This is a genomic window from Paraburkholderia aspalathi, from assembly GCF_905220735.1.
Classification (GTDB): Bacteria; Pseudomonadota; Gammaproteobacteria; order Burkholderiales; family Burkholderiaceae; genus Paraburkholderia; species Paraburkholderia aspalathi.
Genome location: NZ_CAJNBA010000003.1, coordinates 52,603 through 68,911, shown reverse-complemented (window position 1 = coordinate 68,911; position 16,309 = coordinate 52,603). Strand labels below are relative to the sequence as shown.

General features: G+C 62.1%; 17 protein-coding genes. 10 read left to right on the top strand and 7 right to left on the bottom strand.

From position 1 onward, the window contains the following. The first annotated feature begins 6 nt into the window (after nt 1–6). The 9 genes from KHO30_RS19120 to KHO30_RS19080 all read left to right on the top strand — a co-directional run bounded on the left by KHO30_RS19120 (nt 7) and on the right by KHO30_RS19080 (nt 7,643). Nucleotides 7–555, top strand: coding sequence for a TlpA family protein disulfide reductase (locus KHO30_RS19120; RefSeq protein ID WP_093645197.1), 549 nt, complete (start codon nt 7–9; stop codon nt 553–555). A 194-nt stretch (nt 556–749) separates the two neighbouring features. After that, a complete protein-coding gene (aroQ, locus tag KHO30_RS19115; RefSeq protein ID WP_211701883.1) occupies nt 750–1,205 on the top strand; it encodes a type II 3-dehydroquinate dehydratase in 456 nt (151 codons plus the stop codon). A 76-nt stretch (nt 1,206–1,281) separates the two neighbouring features. Next, nucleotides 1,282–1,752, top strand: coding sequence for an acetyl-CoA carboxylase biotin carboxyl carrier protein (accB, locus tag KHO30_RS19110; protein WP_093645201.1), 471 nt, complete (start codon nt 1,282–1,284; stop codon nt 1,750–1,752). Between the two features lie 128 nt (nt 1,753–1,880). Beyond that, nucleotides 1,881–3,248 carry an acetyl-CoA carboxylase biotin carboxylase subunit gene (gene accC, locus KHO30_RS19105; protein ID WP_054040733.1) on the top strand — a complete coding sequence of 456 codons (1,368 nt, stop codon included), beginning with the start codon at nt 1,881–1,883 and terminating at the stop codon, nt 3,246–3,248. Nucleotides 3,249–3,251: 3 nt separating this feature from the next. Further along, on the top strand, nt 3,252–4,154 hold the full coding sequence (prmA, locus tag KHO30_RS19100; protein ID WP_211701882.1) for a 50S ribosomal protein L11 methyltransferase: 903 nt from the start codon (nt 3,252–3,254) through the stop codon (nt 4,152–4,154). A gap of 48 nt (nt 4,155–4,202) precedes the next feature. Then, nucleotides 4,203–5,534 carry a zinc-ribbon and DUF3426 domain-containing protein gene (locus KHO30_RS19095; protein ID WP_211701881.1) on the top strand — a complete coding sequence of 444 codons (1,332 nt, stop codon included), beginning with the start codon at nt 4,203–4,205 and terminating at the stop codon, nt 5,532–5,534. A 71-nt stretch (nt 5,535–5,605) separates the two neighbouring features. Then, on the top strand, nt 5,606–6,106 hold the full coding sequence (gene tpx, locus KHO30_RS19090) for a thiol peroxidase (RefSeq protein ID WP_054040805.1): 501 nt from the start codon (nt 5,606–5,608) through the stop codon (nt 6,104–6,106). Nucleotides 6,107–6,202: 96 nt separating this feature from the next. Next, nucleotides 6,203–7,141: a carbohydrate kinase family protein gene (locus KHO30_RS19085; protein ID WP_211701880.1), complete on the top strand. Its 939-nt coding sequence runs from the start codon at nt 6,203–6,205 to the stop codon at nt 7,139–7,141. A 25-nt stretch (nt 7,142–7,166) separates the two neighbouring features. Beyond that, nucleotides 7,167–7,643: an outer membrane lipoprotein gene (locus KHO30_RS19080; protein WP_054040737.1), complete on the top strand. Its 477-nt coding sequence runs from the start codon at nt 7,167–7,169 to the stop codon at nt 7,641–7,643. A gap of 255 nt (nt 7,644–7,898) precedes the next feature. Here KHO30_RS19080 and KHO30_RS19075 read toward each other — a convergent pair whose 3' ends face one another. From KHO30_RS19075 to KHO30_RS19065, 3 genes are all read right to left on the bottom strand, one after another. Then, the gene (locus tag KHO30_RS19075; protein WP_093645210.1) at nt 7,899–8,513 is read right to left on the bottom strand and encodes a histone H1-like DNA-binding protein; all 615 of its coding nucleotides are present in this window, start codon (nt 8,511–8,513) and stop codon (nt 7,899–7,901) included. Nucleotides 8,514–8,543: 30 nt separating this feature from the next. Next, the gene (locus KHO30_RS19070) at nt 8,544–8,870 is read right to left on the bottom strand and encodes a hypothetical protein (protein WP_093645212.1); all 327 of its coding nucleotides are present in this window, start codon (nt 8,868–8,870) and stop codon (nt 8,544–8,546) included. A gap of 85 nt (nt 8,871–8,955) precedes the next feature. Continuing rightward, nucleotides 8,956–10,191 carry a ribonucleotide-diphosphate reductase subunit beta gene (locus KHO30_RS19065; protein WP_054040807.1) on the bottom strand — a complete coding sequence of 412 codons (1,236 nt, stop codon included), beginning with the start codon at nt 10,189–10,191 and terminating at the stop codon, nt 8,956–8,958. Between the two features lie 411 nt (nt 10,192–10,602). On the opposite strand from KHO30_RS19065, the gene KHO30_RS19060 reads away from it, so the two are divergent. Then, nucleotides 10,603–10,806: a hypothetical protein gene (locus KHO30_RS19060; RefSeq protein ID WP_143131828.1), complete on the top strand. Its 204-nt coding sequence runs from the start codon at nt 10,603–10,605 to the stop codon at nt 10,804–10,806. 88 nt (nt 10,807–10,894) lie between these two features. On the opposite strand, the gene KHO30_RS19055 is transcribed toward KHO30_RS19060, so the two are convergent. The 4 genes from KHO30_RS19055 to KHO30_RS19040 all read right to left on the bottom strand — a co-directional run bounded on the left by KHO30_RS19055 (nt 10,895) and on the right by KHO30_RS19040 (nt 16,301). After that, nucleotides 10,895–13,900 (bottom strand): ribonucleoside-diphosphate reductase subunit alpha, encoded by a 3,006-nt coding sequence (locus KHO30_RS19055; RefSeq protein ID WP_211701879.1) that lies wholly within the window; start codon nt 13,898–13,900, stop codon nt 10,895–10,897. A gap of 529 nt (nt 13,901–14,429) precedes the next feature. Beyond that, nucleotides 14,430–15,026, bottom strand: a complete 597-nt coding sequence (gene ampD, locus KHO30_RS19050) for a 1,6-anhydro-N-acetylmuramyl-L-alanine amidase AmpD (protein ID WP_211701878.1) — start codon at nt 15,024–15,026, stop codon at nt 14,430–14,432. Beyond that, nucleotides 15,023–15,364, bottom strand: coding sequence for a PP0621 family protein (locus KHO30_RS19045; protein ID WP_200620038.1), 342 nt, complete (start codon nt 15,362–15,364; stop codon nt 15,023–15,025). Before KHO30_RS19045 ends, ampD begins: the two co-directional genes overlap by 4 nt. A 10-nt stretch (nt 15,365–15,374) precedes the next feature. Continuing rightward, on the bottom strand, nt 15,375–16,301 hold the full coding sequence (locus KHO30_RS19040) for a cytochrome C assembly family protein (protein WP_093645223.1): 927 nt from the start codon (nt 16,299–16,301) through the stop codon (nt 15,375–15,377). Nucleotides 16,302–16,309: the final 8 nt, after the last annotated feature.

Below are 16,309 nucleotides of genomic sequence, written 5' to 3'. Positions count from 1 at the left end.
CCTGGAATGAATACGAAACGGATTCTGGCAGGCGCGCTCGTCGCGATCGCCGCCGCGGGTGGCGGAGTGCTGGCCAATCACTTGCTGAACGGCGACCCGGAAGTCGCCCACGCGGCGCAGCCCGGTTCCACGCAAAGCGCCGTCGAGCAACTTTGGACCGCGCCCGTCACGAATGTCGACGGCAAGCCGCAATCGCTAAGTTTGCTTAAAGGTCACCCAATCGTCGTCAACTTCTGGGCGTCGTGGTGCGGCCCGTGCGTCGAGGAAATGCCCGCTCTTTCGCAACTTCAACGCGAATATGCGAAGAAAGGAATCCAGTTCGTAGGACTTGGCGTCGATTCGGATAAAAACGTCCAGGCGTTCCTGCAGAAGGTGAAAGTGGCCTACCCGGTCTACGTCACCGGGTTCGGCGGCGCCGACCTCGCGCGCGCGTTCGGCAATACCGCGGGCGGCCTGCCCTTTACCGTCGTAATCGACGCAAAAGGCAACATCCGCTCGACAAAATTAGGGCAAATCGACCCACAAGCGCTGAAACAGACGCTCGACGCGCTCTAAATTTCACATTCTTTTGACGATCAGATCGGGGCAAAAGGCGCGAAATTACGCGCAAATCGCTCGAATTTGAGAGAAGATGGGCGCCCGGAGAGATGGCGAAAGATCGCCGGGATCGTTTCCAACGCGCAGGAAACTAGACAAGTTTCTCTAATCAGCGCTAAAGTGCGCCCAATTCCACGGAAAAAGAAGCGACCATGACGCGACTGCTGGTACTGCACGGCCCCAACCTCAACCTTCTCGGCACCCGGGAACCGGAGGTTTATGGCCGCGTAACGCTGCCGCAGATCGATCAGGCACTTGCGGACCGCGCAGCGGACGCAGGCGTCGAACTCGCGTCGTTCCAGAGCAGTCATGAAGGCGCTCTCGTCGATCGCATCCAATCCGCCCGGACTGAACAAACCGATTTCATACTGATCAATCCCGCCGCGTACACGCACACCAGCGTGGCCATTCGGGACGCACTGGCGGGGGTCGGCATCCCGTTCGTCGAGATTCATCTCTCGAACGTACATCGCCGCGAACCGTTCCGGCATCACTCGTATTTCTCCGACCAGGCTGAAGGCGTGATTTGCGGCCTTGGCTGGAAGGGATATCTGTACGCGCTCGAATTCGCGCTCGACCGGCTGTCGGCCGGCTCGTCGCGCGGCTGATTCCAAACACGTCCAATTTAAGCCGGGTACTGCGATTGCACGCGCCGGCACTTTACGCATTGAAAGGGGCTTCCTGATGGATCTACGTAAACTGAAAACTCTGATCGACCTCGTCTCGGAGTCCGGTATTTCCGAACTCGAAGTGACCGAAGGCGAAGGCAAGGTCCGCATCGTCAAGAATGCGCCGCCGGTTTACGTGCAACCGTCCGCTTCGTATGCTCCGCAATATGCCCAGCCGGCACCGCTGCCGGGCGGCGAAGCACCGGCTGCCGCAGCGGGCGCCCCGGCTACGCCGGCGCCCGTCGCGCCGCAAGGCCACGTGGTGACCTCGCCGATGGTCGGCACGTTCTACCGCGCGCCGTCGCCGGGCGCCGACCCGTTCGTCCAGGTGGGCGACACGGTCAAGGAAGGCCAGACGATCTGCATCATCGAAGCGATGAAGCTGCTCAACGAAATCGAGTCGGACAAGTCCGGCGTGGTGAAGGAAATCCTCGTCGAAAACGGCCAGGCGGTCGAGTACGGCCAACCGTTGTTCGTGGTCGGCTAACGCGGCACGCTTTGCGCTTTTTTGCGCCTGCCGCCCGCGCGCCTGCCCTCCCGAGGCGCGCGACCGATCCTCTGAGGCAGCCTGTGTTGTGATCGACCGGGCGCCTATTGATGAGTCGAAAATCCGCTATGTTTGAAAAAATTCTCATTGCCAATCGTGGCGAGATCGCGCTTCGTATCCAGCGCGCCTGCCGCGAACTGGGCGTCAAGACGGTCGTCGTCTATTCGGAAGCCGACAAGGAAGCCAAGTACGTGAAGCTCGCCGACGAGGCGGTCTGTATCGGCCCGGCGCCTTCGAATCTGAGCTACCTGAACATGCCGGCGCTGATCAGCGCGGCAGAAGTGACGGACGCCGAAGCGATTCACCCCGGCTACGGCTTTCTGTCGGAAAACGCCGACTTCGCCGAGCGCGTCGAGCAGTCCGGCTTCACCTTTATCGGCCCGCGCCCGGAAACCATCCGGATGATGGGCGACAAGGTGACCGCCAAGCAAACCATGATCAAGACCGGCGTGCCCTGCGTGCCGGGTTCTGAAGGCGCGTTGCCGGAAGATCCGAAAGAGATCGTGAAAATTGCCCGCCAGGTCGGCTACCCGGTGATCATCAAGGCCGCCGGCGGCGGCGGTGGCCGCGGCATGCGCGTGGTCCACACCGAAGCGGCGCTGGTCAACGCGGTCAACATGACGCGCGAAGAAGCCGGCCGTGCGTTCGGCAACCCGCAGGTCTACATGGAGAAATTCCTGGAGAACCCGCGGCACATCGAAATTCAGATTCTGTCCGACTCGTTCAAGAACGCAGTCTGGCTCGGCGAGCGCGATTGCTCGATGCAGCGCCGTCACCAGAAAGTGATCGAAGAAGCGCCAGCGCCCGGCATCGCGCGCCGCCTGATCGACCGCATCGGCGATCGCTGCGCGGACGCCTGCAAGAAGATGGGCTATCTTGGCGCGGGTACGTTCGAATTCCTGTACGAAAACGGCGAGTTCTACTTCATCGAAATGAACACGCGCGTGCAGGTCGAGCATCCGGTGACCGAGCTGATCACCGGCGTCGATATCGTGCAGGAACAGATTCGCATTGCAGCGGGCGAGAAACTCGCGTTCCGTCAGCGCGACATCGTGTTCAAGGGTCACGCGATCGAATGCCGGATCAACGCGGAAGATCCGTTCAAGTTCACGCCGTCGCCGGGACGTTTGACGTCGTGGCATATGCCGGGCGGCCCCGGCATCCGCGTCGATTCGCACGCCTACAATGGTTATTTCGTGCCGCCGAACTATGATTCGATGATCGGCAAGCTGATCGCTTACGGCGCGACGCGCGAGCAGGCGATCAAGCGGATGCGCATCGCACTGTCGGAAATGGTGGTGGAAGGCATCCAGACCAACATCCCGCTGCACCGCGAGCTGATGCTGGACGCGAAGTTCGTGGAAGGCGGCACCAGCATTCACTACCTCGAAAACCGGTTGGCCGCGAAGCAGCAGGCCGCGCCGGAAGAAGCATAAGTCATGAGTTACCGGGAACTGATCGCCGAGCTGGCACGCGAGCACGCGGAGGAGTTCTCCGACGCGCTGCTCGAGTTGGGCGCGTTGTCCGTATCGGTTGAAGATGCGGACGCCGACACGCCCGACGAGCAGCCGCTGTTCGGCGAGCCCGGTCTCACGCCGGATCGTACGGCGTGGCAGCGTTCGCGCGTGATCGCCCTGCTCGCGCCGGAACAGGAGCCGGGTGTGCTGCTCGCGGCGGCGGCCAACGAGGTGGGGCTGGAAAGCGCGCCGTCGTTTACCGTGCGTGAAGTCGAAGAGCAGGATTGGGTGCGTCTCACACAGTCGCAATTCGATCCGATTTCGATCGGCGAGCGCATCTGGGTGGTGCCCTCGTGGCACGACGCACCGGACCCTGACGCACTCGTGCTGGAACTCGATCCGGGCCTCGCGTTCGGCACCGGCAGCCATCCCACTACGCGTCTGTGTATGGAATGGCTGGAGCAGTCGGTGAAGGCGGAGCAATCCGTGCTCGACTACGGCTGCGGCTCGGGCATCCTCGCGATCCTCGCGAAGAAGTGCGGCGCCAACCCGGTGTACGGCATCGATATCGACCCGCAGGCGGTCGAATCGGCGCGTTACAACAGCGAGCGGAACCGAGCGGAAGTCACGTACGGTTTGCCAGACGAATGCCCCACCGGCGAGTTCGATATCGTGGTCGCCAACATCCTCTCCAACCCGCTCAAGCTGATGGCGTCGATGTTGTCGTCGAAGGTCAAGGCGGGTGGCCGGATCGCGCTGTCAGGCATTCTGGCGCGCCAGGCGGACGAAGTGGCGCAGGTCTATTCGCGATGGATCGACATCGGCGTATGGCGCGAACACGAAGGTTGGGTATGCCTGACGGGAACGCGCCGCGAAAGCCATTAGAATAAGGCGTATTGTCCAACCAACGGCCTTTCGGCTTATCGGCTCAATATGCTCCTGGCGACGCGTTGCCCCTTCTGCGAAACCGTCTTCCGCCTGCAACCGGCGCAGCTCGCGCTGCGCCGCGGCCTCGTGCGTTGCGGGCATTGCCATGAAGTATTCGACGCATCGAGCAGCCTGTTCGAACTGAACGAGGCCGGCGACTTCTCCTCCGCCAAGCCAATTGCCGCGGCTGCGGCGATCGAGGCCTTGTCCGGCGTACGCCCCAAGGGCCCCGATTTCAGCGCTGAAGCATGGGATCCATGGGCGCCGGCGCCCGACGCCACGATCGACAACCGCCTGCTTCACAACGCCAGCAATCTGCCGCTTACGCCGATTTCAACCGGCGCAGGCGTCGCGGTCACGCCGCGTCACGCTACCGAGCCGGAACTGCCGGCGAGCGCCTTCACCACGCCGATTGCTGCCGACCACGAACCCAGTCTCGCGAACGTGCCGCTCGAACCCGTTGCCAACGAGGCCGAGACGCCCCCGGACCTGCCGCGTGAGCCTTTCGCTTACGAGGCCAATCCGTCTACGGAAGCAGCGCCGCGGGTCTGGCACAAGACCGAGCGTCCTTCTGAACATCTTGCTGATGCTGACGAGCCGGTTTTGCACGAGCCGGCCAGCTTGCATGGCATTCCTGACAATGAACCGCATTTCGGAGCGGCCAGCTTGGGTGCGGCTGGCGTAGGCGCTGCAGGCGTAGCTGCGGCAGCCGGCCTGGGTGCGGCCGCCGCGGGTGGTGGCTCGGGTCCAGGCCCGGCCACCTTTGGATCGAGCGGCGAACCCTTCGCGGTCCAGCCGGTGCATGACGGCGTCGATCCCTTCCCGGTGGTGCGCGAAACACGCCCGGCCGAACCGCGCCGCCTCGGCTGGATCATCTTCGGCTCGGTGGTCGCCGCGCTGCTGGTTATCGCCCTGCTCGCGCAACTCGCCTGGTGGCAGCGTGAAACCGTGCAGGTCTACTTCCCACGCTCGCAGACGCTCTACGTAAAGGCCTGCGCGCAGCTCGGCTGCCAGATCACGCCGCCGCACGACATCGACGGTTTGCAGGTCGAACCGTCCGACCTGCGGCAGATCGACGGCCCGCACAAGCTCGAACTGAAGATGCCGCTGCGCAACCGCGCCAATGTTGCGCTGGCCTACCCGGCGATCGAACTCACGCTGCTCGACGACCAGAACAATGTCGCCGTGCGCCGCGTGTTGTGGCCGCAAGACTACGTCGCACCCGGCACGCCGATTGCGGCCGGACTGCCGGCGCACACGACCCAGACCATGATCGTGCATCTCGACACGGGCAATGCGGTCGCGTCAAATTTCCGCGTACAGATTTTTTATCCGTAACGCATCCTCGCGCCCGGCACTGACCGGGCGTGTTCACCGTCATTACTGACGAATTTTCGGAGCACGACAACATGAGTCAAGTTACGCTGGGTGGCAACCCGATCGAAGTAGCCGGCACGTTCCCGAGCGTGGGCCAGACTGCCCCCGCCTTCTCGCTGGTCGGCAAGGATCTGAAGCCGCTGTCGCTGGCCGACTTTGCCGGCAAGCGCAAGGTGCTGAACATCGTCCCGAGCCTCGACACGCCGACCTGCGCCACGTCGACCCGCAAGTTCAACGAGGCTGCAGCCAAGCTGAGCAACACGGCTGTGATCGTCGTGTCGGGCGACCTGCCGTTCGCCGCATCGCGTTTCTGCACGACCGAAGGCATCGAGAACGTCGTGACGGCGTCCACGTTCCGCGGCCATGAGTTCGCGCAAGCCTATGGCGTGGACGTCACGAGCGGCCCGCTGACGGGTCTGACGGCACGCGCCGTGGTGGTCGTCGACGAGAACGACAAGGTCGTGCACGCTGAGCTGGTCGGCGAAATCAAGAACGAGCCGAACTACGACGCAGCGCTTGCCGCGCTGAAGTAAAACCTTCGCGCACGAACCCCGGCGCCGCGCTTCATGCGCGGCGCTGTCACATCGTCGTGCCCATTCTCTTTATCGATTTTTACAGGAACGCTCGCCTTGGCTACGCTGATTTGCGGTTCGCTCGCCTACGACAACATCATGACCTTCGAAGGCCGCTTCCGGGAGCACATCCTGCCGGAGCAGGTCCACATCCTGAACGTGAGCTTTCTCGTGCCGACGATGCGCCGTGAGTTCGGCGGCTGCGCGGGCAATATCGCCTACTCGCTGCATCTGCTCGGCGGCAACGCGCGCATCATGGGCGCGCTTGGTGCGATCGACGCGCAGCTCTACATGGACCGCTTCAAGCAGCTCGGCCTCTCGACGGAAAACGTCCTGGTGGTGCCGGACACGTACTCGGCCCAGGCGATGATCACCACCGACCTCGAAAACAACCAGATCACCGCGTTCCACCCTGGTGCGATGATGCAGGCGCACCTGAACCGCGCCGACGAAGCGAAGGGCATCACGCTCGGCATCGTCGGACCGGACGGTTACGACGCCATGCTCCAGCATTCCGAGCACCTGGCAGCGGCCGGCGTGCCGTTTATCTTCGATCCGGGCCAAGGTTTGCCGCTGTTCAACGGTGAGTCGCTGCGCCGCATGATTGAACTTGCTACTTACGTAGCTGTCAACGATTACGAAGCCAAACTGGTGAGCAACAAAACGGGTTGGTCGATCGAAGAGATCGCCGGCAAGGTCGAAGCGCTGATTGTCACGCTCGGCGAACAAGGCGCGCAGATCCATCACGCCGGTGGCATCGAAGCCATTCCGGCGGTCAAGGCACAGCAGGTGCTCGACCCTACGGGCTGTGGCGACGCGTTCCGCGGCGGCTTGCTCTACGGCATCGAGAACAAGCTGGGCTGGGCGACCACGGGGCGTCTGGCAAGTCTGATGGGCGCGCTGAAGATCGAACACCAAGGCCCGCAAAACTACGCGCCCAACCGGGCGGAGATCAACGAACGGTTCAAGCAGGCGTTCGGATACGACCTGCAGTAATGCCGCAAGCTATTGGAGTTAGGGAATGAGAACAACGAGTCGCCTGGTAGTGGCCGCCTTGATCGCCGGTTCGCTGGCCATGTCGGGGTGTGCGTACAACAGCAGTTCTGCCGACGTCTACACGGCGTCGCAGGCACAACGCGAAGAAACGGTCCGCATGGGCACGGTCGACAGCGTTCGGGCCGTGAAGATCAGCTCGAACAACGGCCAGCCGAGCGGCTTGGGTGCGATCGGCGGCGGTGCGTTGGGCGCGGTGGCCGGCAGCGCGATTGGCGGTGGTCGCGGCTCGATCGTGACGGGCATCATCGGCGGCCTGGCTGGCGCAGTGGCAGGCAATGCGGTCGAGAACGGCGTTGCGGTGCACGACGGCCTCGAGATCACCGTGCGACTCGATAACGGCGACATGCGCGCGATTACCCAAAGCGCCACCGGCGAAATCTTCCGCGCCGGCGAGCGCGTCCGTCTGCTTTCCAGCGGCGGCGTCACGCGCGTCACGCACTAAGTTTCCCCTCTCGTGCGGTCGCGCTTTACGCGCCGCCGCGACGACCTCAAACGCATGCCCTCCCTGTGCATGCGTTTTTTTTCGCCTGCGGGTTTCGAACTCGCTTCTCAAAGCCAGCACCCTCGCCCGGGCAAAAAAAATCCCGTCGCCAGAAACCCGGCAACGGGACCCTGACCGAGTAGCGCTCGGTGATGCTGCTTCAAGCGCTACTCGATCATCGACACACAGTAAGACGTGTCGAAATACTTCTACTGCTTACGGACGGCTGCCCGTCGGGAACGGCCATGCAGCTGCCGGGTTCAGCGCGGTCTTCACCGTCGCCGCCGGTGCGCTCGAGACAGAAGTCGCAGCGGGAGCAGGTGCAGCCTTCTTGGCAACAGCCTTCTTCGCAGGGGCAGCCTTCTTGGCAGGAGCAGCGGCCTTCTTCGCGGCAGCCTTCTTGGCAGGCGCAGCCTTTTTAGCGGCAGCCTTTTTCGCAGGCGCAGCCTTCTTGGCGGCAGCCTTCTTAGCAGGCGCAGCTTTCTTGGCAGCAGCCTTCTTAGCAGGCGCAGCCTTCTTGGCAGCAGCCTTCTTAGCCGGCGCCTTCTTTGCTGCGGCCTTCTTCGCCGGTGCTGCCTTCTTTGCTGCAACCTTCTTCACAGCTGCTTTCTTAGCCGGCGCTGCCTTCTTTGCCGGTGCCTTCTTCGCTGCAACCTTCTTCACTGCGACTTTCTTGGCAGCGACTTTCTTTGCCGGCGCAGCCTTCTTCGCTGCAACCTTCTTCACTGCGACTTTCTTGGCAGCGACTTTTTTCGCCGGAGCGGCCTTCTTTGCCGGAGCAGCTTTCTTGGCTGCGGGTTTCTTAGCTGCTGCTTTCTTGATAGTTGCCATCATTTTCTCCTTCAGGTTTTCAGATGAGAGTCAGTTCAAACTACACCCTTCGTCAAAACCCGCTTCCCGCGGACGCTTCTCAGGGCGCGCGCTACGAAGCGGGCTATTCATCGGCGTACGCAGGTGCTGCGCGCTTACGCTAATGAATGCGGTAAGGCGCGCCGTGCCCTTGGGCACCGCGCGCCAGATCTGGTCGGCGCTGGATCTCAGCGCCGGCAATTGCTTGATCGGGCCGCTGGCGGCAACGCCAGCGGCTTTTTCCGGGGGGAAGTTTGCCCATCCCACTGAAGGGTTCGCAAAGTGCCAGTCATGTTTGTGGGCCGCGAAGGCACGCGGCGCACTGGGCACAATTTGCATCAGGCGGTTCTGCTCCTAACTAAATTGCCGCGGCCGAAGCCTGCCGGCATCCCCAAAATGAATGCATCTGCGACACGAACCCGGATCACTCCCAGGTCAGCGCGCCGCCAGTCTGATATTCGATCACTCGCGTCTCGAAGAAGTTGCGTTCCTTCTTCAGGTCGATCATCTCGCTCATCCACGGGAACGGGTTTTCCTCGTTCGGGTACAGCGGATCGAGACCGATCTGCTGGCAACGGCGGTTGCAGATGAAGCGCAGATAGCTCTTGAACATCGACGCATTGAGGCCGAGCACCCCGCGCGGCATCGTATCTTCTGCGTAACGATATTCAAGTTCGACCGCTTGCTGGAAGATCTCGCGGATTTCCGCGCGGAACTCAGCCGTCCAGAGTTGCGGGTTTTCGAGTTTGATCTGGTTGATCAGGTCGATGCCGAAATTGCAGTGCATCGACTCGTCGCGCAGGATGTATTGGTACTGTTCCGCGGCGCCGGTCATCTTGTTCTGGCGACCCAGCGCCAGGATTTGCGTAAAGCCGACGTAGAAGAACAGGCCTTCCATCACACAGGCGAACACGATCAGCGAGCGCAGCAGGGTCTGGTCTGCCTCGAGCGTGCCGGTCTTGAAGGCCGGGTCGGTCAGCGTATGGATGAACGGAATCAGGAATTCGTCTTTCGCGCGGATCGAGGAAACCTCGTGATACGCGTTGAAGATTTCGCCTTCGTCGAGGCCCAGGGACTCGACGATGTACTGGTAAGCGTGCGTGTGGATCGCCTCTTCGAACGCCTGGCGCAGCAGGAACTGGCGGCATTCGGGCGCCGTGATGTGGCGGTAGGTGCCCAGCACGATGTTGTTGGCGGCCAGCGAGTCGGCCGTCACGAAGAAGCCCAGGTTGCGCTTGACGATGCGGCGCTCGTCTTCGGTCAGACCGTTCGGGTCTTTCCAGAGGGCGATGTCGCGCGACATGTTCACTTCTTGCGGCATCCAGTGGTTGGCGCAACCAGCCAGATACTTTTCCCAGGCCCACTTGTATTTGAACGGCACCAACTGATTGACGTCGGTCTGGCCGTTGATGATGCGTTTGTCGGCGACATTGACTCGCGCTTCGGAGGCGGCAGCCGTTCCGGTAGCAGCGTGGGTCACATGAGCGACGGGAGCGACAGCGATGTCGTTCGCGAAGATGTCTTGAGCCGAGGGAGCGTGAGGAGCGGAACGCGTTCCGACTTGCGAACCGACAGCCGATCCCGCAGCGTTGCGCAACACATTCTGTTGCGTAGCGCTCGAGGGAGTTACGGCAGTGATCTCGTCATCCCAGTTGAGCATAAATGTCACCATCAATTTAGAACGGTTTGTACCATCTTTTCACGAGCGATAAAAGAGTTCGCTGATGAAAAATCCTGTTTTCGATTCGCGTTGCTACGTTCATACAACACTTTGTTCAACAGACTGTGTGTGTCGCCTCATGTGAAGCGTGTTGAACGCGTGTCGTCGAGGTGCTTCGCGAGCTCGAAGAGCAACGTGTCAAAGCGACGTTTCGCTGCTCTATCTATCTGTATTGCGGAGCGTGCTTGCAGCGTTTTGCGATTGCTTCCTGCTGCCTCGTGCTGACGTTCCGGCTGTCCCGTGCTTGCCTGTTCGTCAGTGCTGGCGAGGCGGAGTTCAATGCAATGTCGAGCGATGCATCTGACCGGTTGTGTCGATAGACCTTCGACCGGAGCGTTTGCTGAGCGCTTCATGTCGAGCGCTTCGTCGGTGCTGCCGACTGCTGACTGCGTCATCTACTACTTGCTTACCGCTTGCCTGCTGTTTGCCTGCCGCTTCACGACTTCAGTTGCTTGCCGTGCTTCGCTGCTTTTCGACGAGCGGCGCAACGTCGATTTCGTTTCGCTGCGCCGCTCGTCTACTTCGCTTATGCATCACTTCTATCAAGCTTGCTGATCGCTGCATTCGGGTCTTTACCTACAACCCGCTTAGCAAGCAGCGATCCTGCCGCCTGCTTCGTGCTTAGTCGCGATCGCCAGACTTCTTACTGGCAAGCTTCGCACTCGTCGAAACCAGGATCGCCCGGACGCATCATGCACACCGGACCATCTGCTTCCGGGGCTGCTTCGACTGCAACTGCCGGCGCTGCCGCCGCGACCTGGATGCCGCCCGAAGCTGCACCACCGCTCACGCCGAAGCCGCCTGCCGCGCCGCCGCCGACACCACCCGCACCGCCCGATCCTTCGCCGCCACCCGAGCTCACCGCGTTCAGTGCGCCATGCGCCACCGTCGACTTCTCGACGTGCGTCGCCGCCATCGTGCGGAGGTAGTAGGTCGTCTTCAGACCGCGCACCCAAGCAAGCTTGTAGATCTCGTCGAGCTTCTTACCCGACGCGCCGCCCATGTAAATGTTCAGCGACTGCGCCTGGTCGATCCACTTCTGACGACGCGAAGCCGCCTCGACCAGCCACACCGGATCGAGTTCGAACGCGGTCGCGTAGATCGCGCGCAGGTCGGCCGGGATGCGGTCGATGCGCGAGAGCGTGCCGTCGAAGTACTTCAGGTCGGCGACCATGACTTCGTCCCACAGGCCGCGTTCCTTCAGGTCGCGCACCAGGTAGTCGTTGACCACCGTGAATTCGCCCGACAGATTCGACTTCACATACAGGTTCTGGTACGTCGGTTCGATACAGGCCGACACGCCGATGATGTTCGAGATGGTCGCCGTCGGAGCGATAGCGACGCAGTTCGAGTTGCGCATGCCGTAGGTGGCGATACGCGAACGCAGTTCGGTCCAGTCCATCGATTCGCTCGAATCGACTTCAACGTAACCGCCACGCGCTTCGGCCAGCAGCTTCACCGAGTCTTGCGGGAGAATGCCGCGATCCCACAGCGAGCCGCGGTAGCTGGAGTAACGGCCGCGCTCCTGCGCCAGCTCCGTCGACGCGTAGTAGGCGTAGTAGCAGACCGCTTCCATCGACGTATCGGCGAACGCAACCGCCTCTTGCGACGCATACGGCGTGCGCAGCAGGTGCAGGCAGTCCTGGAAGCCCATGATGCCCATGCCGACCGGACGGTGCTTCAGGTTCGAGTTACGTGCCTTGGCGACTGCGTAGTAATTAATGTCGATCACGTTGTCGAGCATGCGCATCGCGACGCTGACGGTGCGCTTCAGCTTGTCGTGGTCGAGCGCCAGAGTGCCGTCCGCCTGTTCCTTCAAGTGAGCGACGAGGTTCACGGAGCCCAGGTTACAGACGGCGATTTCGGCGTCGCTGGTGTTCAGCGTGATTTCCGTGCACAGGTTCGACGAGTGGACGACGCCGACGTGCTGTTGCGGCGAACGCACATTGCACGGATCCTTGAACGTGATCCACGGGTGGCCGGTTTCGAACAGCATGCCCAGCATCTTGCGCCACAGTTGCGCCGCCGGGATCTTCTTGAACAGCTTGATCTCGCCGCGCGCGACCTTGTCTTCGTAAGCGGTGTAAGCCGTTTCGAATTCCGCGCCGAACTTGTCGTGCAGATCCGGGCAGGTGGACGGCGAGAACAGCGTCCAGTCGCCGCCTTCGTGCACGCGCTTCATGAACAGGTCGGGAATCCAGTTCGCCGTGTTCATGTCGTGGGTGCGGCGACGGTCGTCGCCGGTGTTCTTACGCAGCTCGAGGAATTCTTCGATGTCCAGGTGCCACGTTTCCAGGTACGCGCAGACCGCGCCCTTGCGCTTGCCGCCCTGGTTCACAGCGACAGCCGTGTCGTTGACGACCTTCAGGAACGGCACGACGCCTTGCGACTTGCCATTGGTGCCCTTGATGTGCGAACCCAGAGCACGCACACGCGTCCAGTCGTTGCCCAAACCGCCGGCGAACTTCGACAGCAGCGCGTTTTCCTTCAGCGCTTCGTAGATGCCGTCGAGGTCGTCGTCGACCGTGGTCAGGTAGCACGACGACAGTTGCGAGCGGCGGGTGCCCGAGTTGAACAGCGTGGGCGTGGACGACATAAAGTCGAAGCTCGACAGCACGTTGTAAAACTCGATCGCGCGCGCTTCGCGGTCGATCTCGTTCAGCGACAGACCCATCGCGACACGCATAAAGAATGCCTGGGGCATTTCGATGCGCACGCCGTCGTGATGCAGGAAGTAGCGGTCGTACAGCGTCTGCAGGCCGAGGTAGCCGAACTGCAGGTCGCGGTTGTTGTCGAGTGCGGCGCCGAGGCGCTTCAGGTCGAACTGCAGGAGTTTGTCGTCGAGCAGTTCGGCTTGCACGCCGCGCTTGATGAATTGCGGGAAGTATTCGGCGTAACGCTCGCCCATTTCAGTTTGCGTGACTTCCTCTTCGAGGATCTCGCGGCGGATCGTGTGCAGCAGGATGCGGGCCGTGACCTGGCTATAAGCCGGGTCTTTTTCGATCATCGTGCGGGCGGCCAGAATTGCCGAGTCGTAGACCTGGCTCATCGGCACGCCGTCGTACAGATTCTTGACCGTTTCCGCGATGATCGGATCGGCGCTCACGGCGTCGCCCAGGTTCGAGCACGCCAGTTCGATGATGCCGCGCAGCGCAGCCATGTCGAGCGGACGCGTCACGCCGTTGTCGGTGACGTTCAGACCCGGCGTGCTGGCGACGATCTGGTCGTCATGACCGCGCGCCTGGGTGCGCTTCTCGCGATACAGCACGTATGCACGCGCGACGTTATGTTCGCCGCCGCGCATCAGCGCGAGTTCGACCTGATCCTGGATGTCTTCAATATGGAACGTGCCGCCGTTCGGACGGCTGCGCACAAGTGCGCGCACCACGTTCTGCGTAAGTTGCTCGACCAGTTCGCGCACGCGAGCCGACGCCGCGCCTTGACCACCGTTGACGGCCAGAAATGCCTTCGTCACGGCGATGGCGATTTTCGACGGCTCGAACGACACCACGCTGCCGTTACGACGGATCACCTTGTAGTCGGCGTAGGTCACTTGCGGCGCGAGCGCCTGGGCGCCTTGTGTCTGGCCGAAGGCCTGGCCAGCCGGTGAACCCTCGTACCGGGTCGTCGCGTTGTCGGTGGTTTGCATGTGCAAAGCTCCTGGTCTTGGAAATGTTGCGGAGATAACCGCGGATTAAAACGAACGCTGCGCCGCCGCGTGCGCAAGCGATGGGGTGCAGGAAAAAGGCCGGCTGAGCCGGGTGGCGGGATGCGACAGCAGTGAAGCCTGGTTCGAATTGGTAACGGTCTTCACCATGTGTGTCGCGATCACTTGCTATGCCCTTTTCCTGAATGTTTCTGGACGCTGCCGGCTCTCTCGATCGGCCACGCCGCAGGAATTTTTATCGCTGCCCGGAATGCTTGCGGCGCCGTGCTCGGGAAGCGGGGCGCCGCAGACTTATGCACTCAGTTATGCACAGAGTTATACACACCGGACACAAGATATAGTGCGAAACTGAATTTCTGGCACCAAGTATAGTGTAGTTTCAAGACAGGTCAAATCGTTTTATTTGCTTTCAAAGGCTTGACTTTTGCATAGCGCGACGCGAAGCCGACTCCCCGGAGAACAAGGCTGTGCCTTGCTCTCCTCGCATCACGCGATGTCGCGCGAAGGGTCGTTACAGCGTTTTGGAAAACTTGAGATAGGGGAAGTACTGATCCGCCAACGCGGTGTCGCGCTGCAGACGCTGCCACTCGAAATGCGGCCCTGGATCGGTCTTGCGACCGGGGGCGATGTCCGAGTGACCGGCGAGGCCCTCGACCGGATAGCGGGCCTTGAGCGCCGTCACAAGTGCACCGAGCGTGCGGTATTGCGCCGCTTCGAAAGCAGTCGTATCACTGCCCTCCAGCTCGATGCCGATCGAGAAATCGTTGCAGCGCTCGCGGCCGAAAAAATTCGACGGCCCGGCGTGCCATGCCCGCTCGTTGCAGGACACGAATTGCTCGAGCGCGCCGTCGCGATGAATCACGAAATGCGCCGACACCCGCACGCCGCGCAGATGCGTGTCGTAGTACGGGTGCGCGTCGCAGTCGAGGGTATTCAGGAACAGTTCGGCGATCGCGGTGCCGCCGAACTCATTGGGCGGCAAGCTGATGTTGTGGACGACGATCAGCGTCGGCACGGCCCCTTCGGGTCGCGCTTCAAAATTCGGCGATGGCAGCTTGCGTGCGGCGGCGACCCAACCGTCGGCGTCGACGGTGAACTCGACACTCATCGAGCGTCGCGGCCCGAGGGACGCGCGCCATGACGCTGCGCGTGCGCGGCGCTGCAGAAAGGCTGCCCCGCCACCACCACGGAGTCGCTCTTCGGCGCGTGCACGCCGCACTCGGCGCAACGGATCATCGGCTCGGCGAGCTGGGGTCGCGCTTGCGGCGCATTAGGCCCACGCGCGCCGCCATTCGGAGCGCTCTGGCCTCGTGCACCGCCGGCGCCCGCGGCGCCATTCGCATCGGCGCCGGTGCGTTGCGACGCTTGCGCGTCGTGACGACGCAGCGCCTTGACCAGCCACTGGCCAACGATGAACAACAGGATCAGCAGAAAAATTTGTCGCATAGCAGGACACTCACACTACAGCACGGTGCAACAGCACCTCGAATACGAAACGGCTGCCGACGTACGCCAGCAACAGCGCGACGAACGACGCCAGCACCCAGCGCAATGCCGCACGGCCGCGCCAGCCGGAAACCTTGCGCGCAGTCAGCAGCGCGCCGAACATCACCCAGGAAAGAATCGCGAAGACGGTCTTGTGATCGAGCCGCAAGGCGCGGTCCACCAGTTGCTCGCTAAACAGGATGCCCGAGACCAGGGTCAGCGTGAGCAGCACGAAGCCGGCGCCGATCAAACGGAACAGCAGCTTTTCAAGTGTCAGCAGCGGCGGCAAGGTGTCGAGCCAGCTCGACAGCCAGCCGTTGCCCGCCGCAGCCGCATTGCGTTGCGACATGCCCCCGCGCATGGCATGCAGACGCCGCTCGACCAGCAGCATCAGAACCGCGTGCAGCGCCGCGATCGCGAACAGACCGTACGCGATATTGGCGATCAGGAAATGCAGCTTGAACATCGGCGCGGCTGAGTATGGCAGCACGCGCACGCCATTGAACGCCAGCGGCAATAAAGAAGCGACGCAGGCGAGCGGCAACACCAGCAGGCGCAAGCCGTCGAGAGGAAAGAAAAAGCTCTCGATCCAGTAGATGCCGGCGCCGAGCCAGAACATCGCCGACAGCGCGAACGCGAAACCGAACACCATCGCGTTCTGGGGAAAGATGGTGGTGTGCAGCAGCACGCCGTGGGCCAGCAGCGCGACAAACAGCAGCGCGCGGCCCGAGCTGCTCATGCCGGAAGCGGCCGATGCGGCCGGGATGCCCGCGGAGACGGGCACCGGCGGCACGCTCTCGAGCATGGGGCGCAAGGCGGCGTGCCGGTGCGAGCGCCAGCCGGCCACGGCGAGACCGCCGTAGAGGAGCGCAGTGAGGGCATACAGTACAATATCCATATTCGAAG

What these genes read in the sequence shown, in the direction of transcription:
- KHO30_RS19120 (WP_093645197.1), top strand. Translation starts at nt 7, where the DNA reads ATGAATACGAAACGGATTCTGGCAGGCGCGCTCGTCGCGATCGCCGCC.
- aroQ (WP_211701883.1), top strand. Translation starts at nt 750, where the DNA reads ATGACGCGACTGCTGGTACTGCACGGCCCCAACCTCAACCTTCTCGGC.
- accB (WP_093645201.1), top strand. Translation starts at nt 1,282, where the DNA reads ATGGATCTACGTAAACTGAAAACTCTGATCGACCTCGTCTCGGAGTCC.
- accC (WP_054040733.1), top strand. Translation starts at nt 1,881, where the DNA reads ATGTTTGAAAAAATTCTCATTGCCAATCGTGGCGAGATCGCGCTTCGT.
- prmA (WP_211701882.1), top strand. Translation starts at nt 3,252, where the DNA reads ATGAGTTACCGGGAACTGATCGCCGAGCTGGCACGCGAGCACGCGGAG.
- KHO30_RS19095 (WP_211701881.1), top strand. Translation starts at nt 4,203, where the DNA reads ATGCTCCTGGCGACGCGTTGCCCCTTCTGCGAAACCGTCTTCCGCCTG.
- tpx (WP_054040805.1), top strand. Translation starts at nt 5,606, where the DNA reads ATGAGTCAAGTTACGCTGGGTGGCAACCCGATCGAAGTAGCCGGCACG.
- KHO30_RS19080 (WP_054040737.1), top strand. Translation starts at nt 7,167, where the DNA reads ATGAGAACAACGAGTCGCCTGGTAGTGGCCGCCTTGATCGCCGGTTCG.
- KHO30_RS19075 (WP_093645210.1), bottom strand. Translation starts at nt 8,513, where the DNA reads ATGGCAACTATCAAGAAAGCAGCAGCTAAGAAACCCGCAGCCAAGAAA.
- KHO30_RS19070 (WP_093645212.1), bottom strand. Translation starts at nt 8,870, where the DNA reads ATGCAAATTGTGCCCAGTGCGCCGCGTGCCTTCGCGGCCCACAAACAT.
- KHO30_RS19065 (WP_054040807.1), bottom strand. Translation starts at nt 10,191, where the DNA reads ATGCTCAACTGGGATGACGAGATCACTGCCGTAACTCCCTCGAGCGCT.
- KHO30_RS19060 (WP_143131828.1), top strand. Translation starts at nt 10,603, where the DNA reads ATGTCGAGCGCTTCGTCGGTGCTGCCGACTGCTGACTGCGTCATCTAC.
- KHO30_RS19055 (WP_211701879.1), bottom strand. Translation starts at nt 13,900, where the DNA reads ATGCAAACCACCGACAACGCGACGACCCGGTACGAGGGTTCACCGGCT.
- ampD (WP_211701878.1), bottom strand. Translation starts at nt 15,026, where the DNA reads ATGAGTGTCGAGTTCACCGTCGACGCCGACGGTTGGGTCGCCGCCGCA.
- KHO30_RS19045 (WP_200620038.1), bottom strand. Translation starts at nt 15,364, where the DNA reads ATGCGACAAATTTTTCTGCTGATCCTGTTGTTCATCGTTGGCCAGTGG.
- KHO30_RS19040 (WP_093645223.1), bottom strand. Translation starts at nt 16,301, where the DNA reads ATGGATATTGTACTGTATGCCCTCACTGCGCTCCTCTACGGCGGTCTC.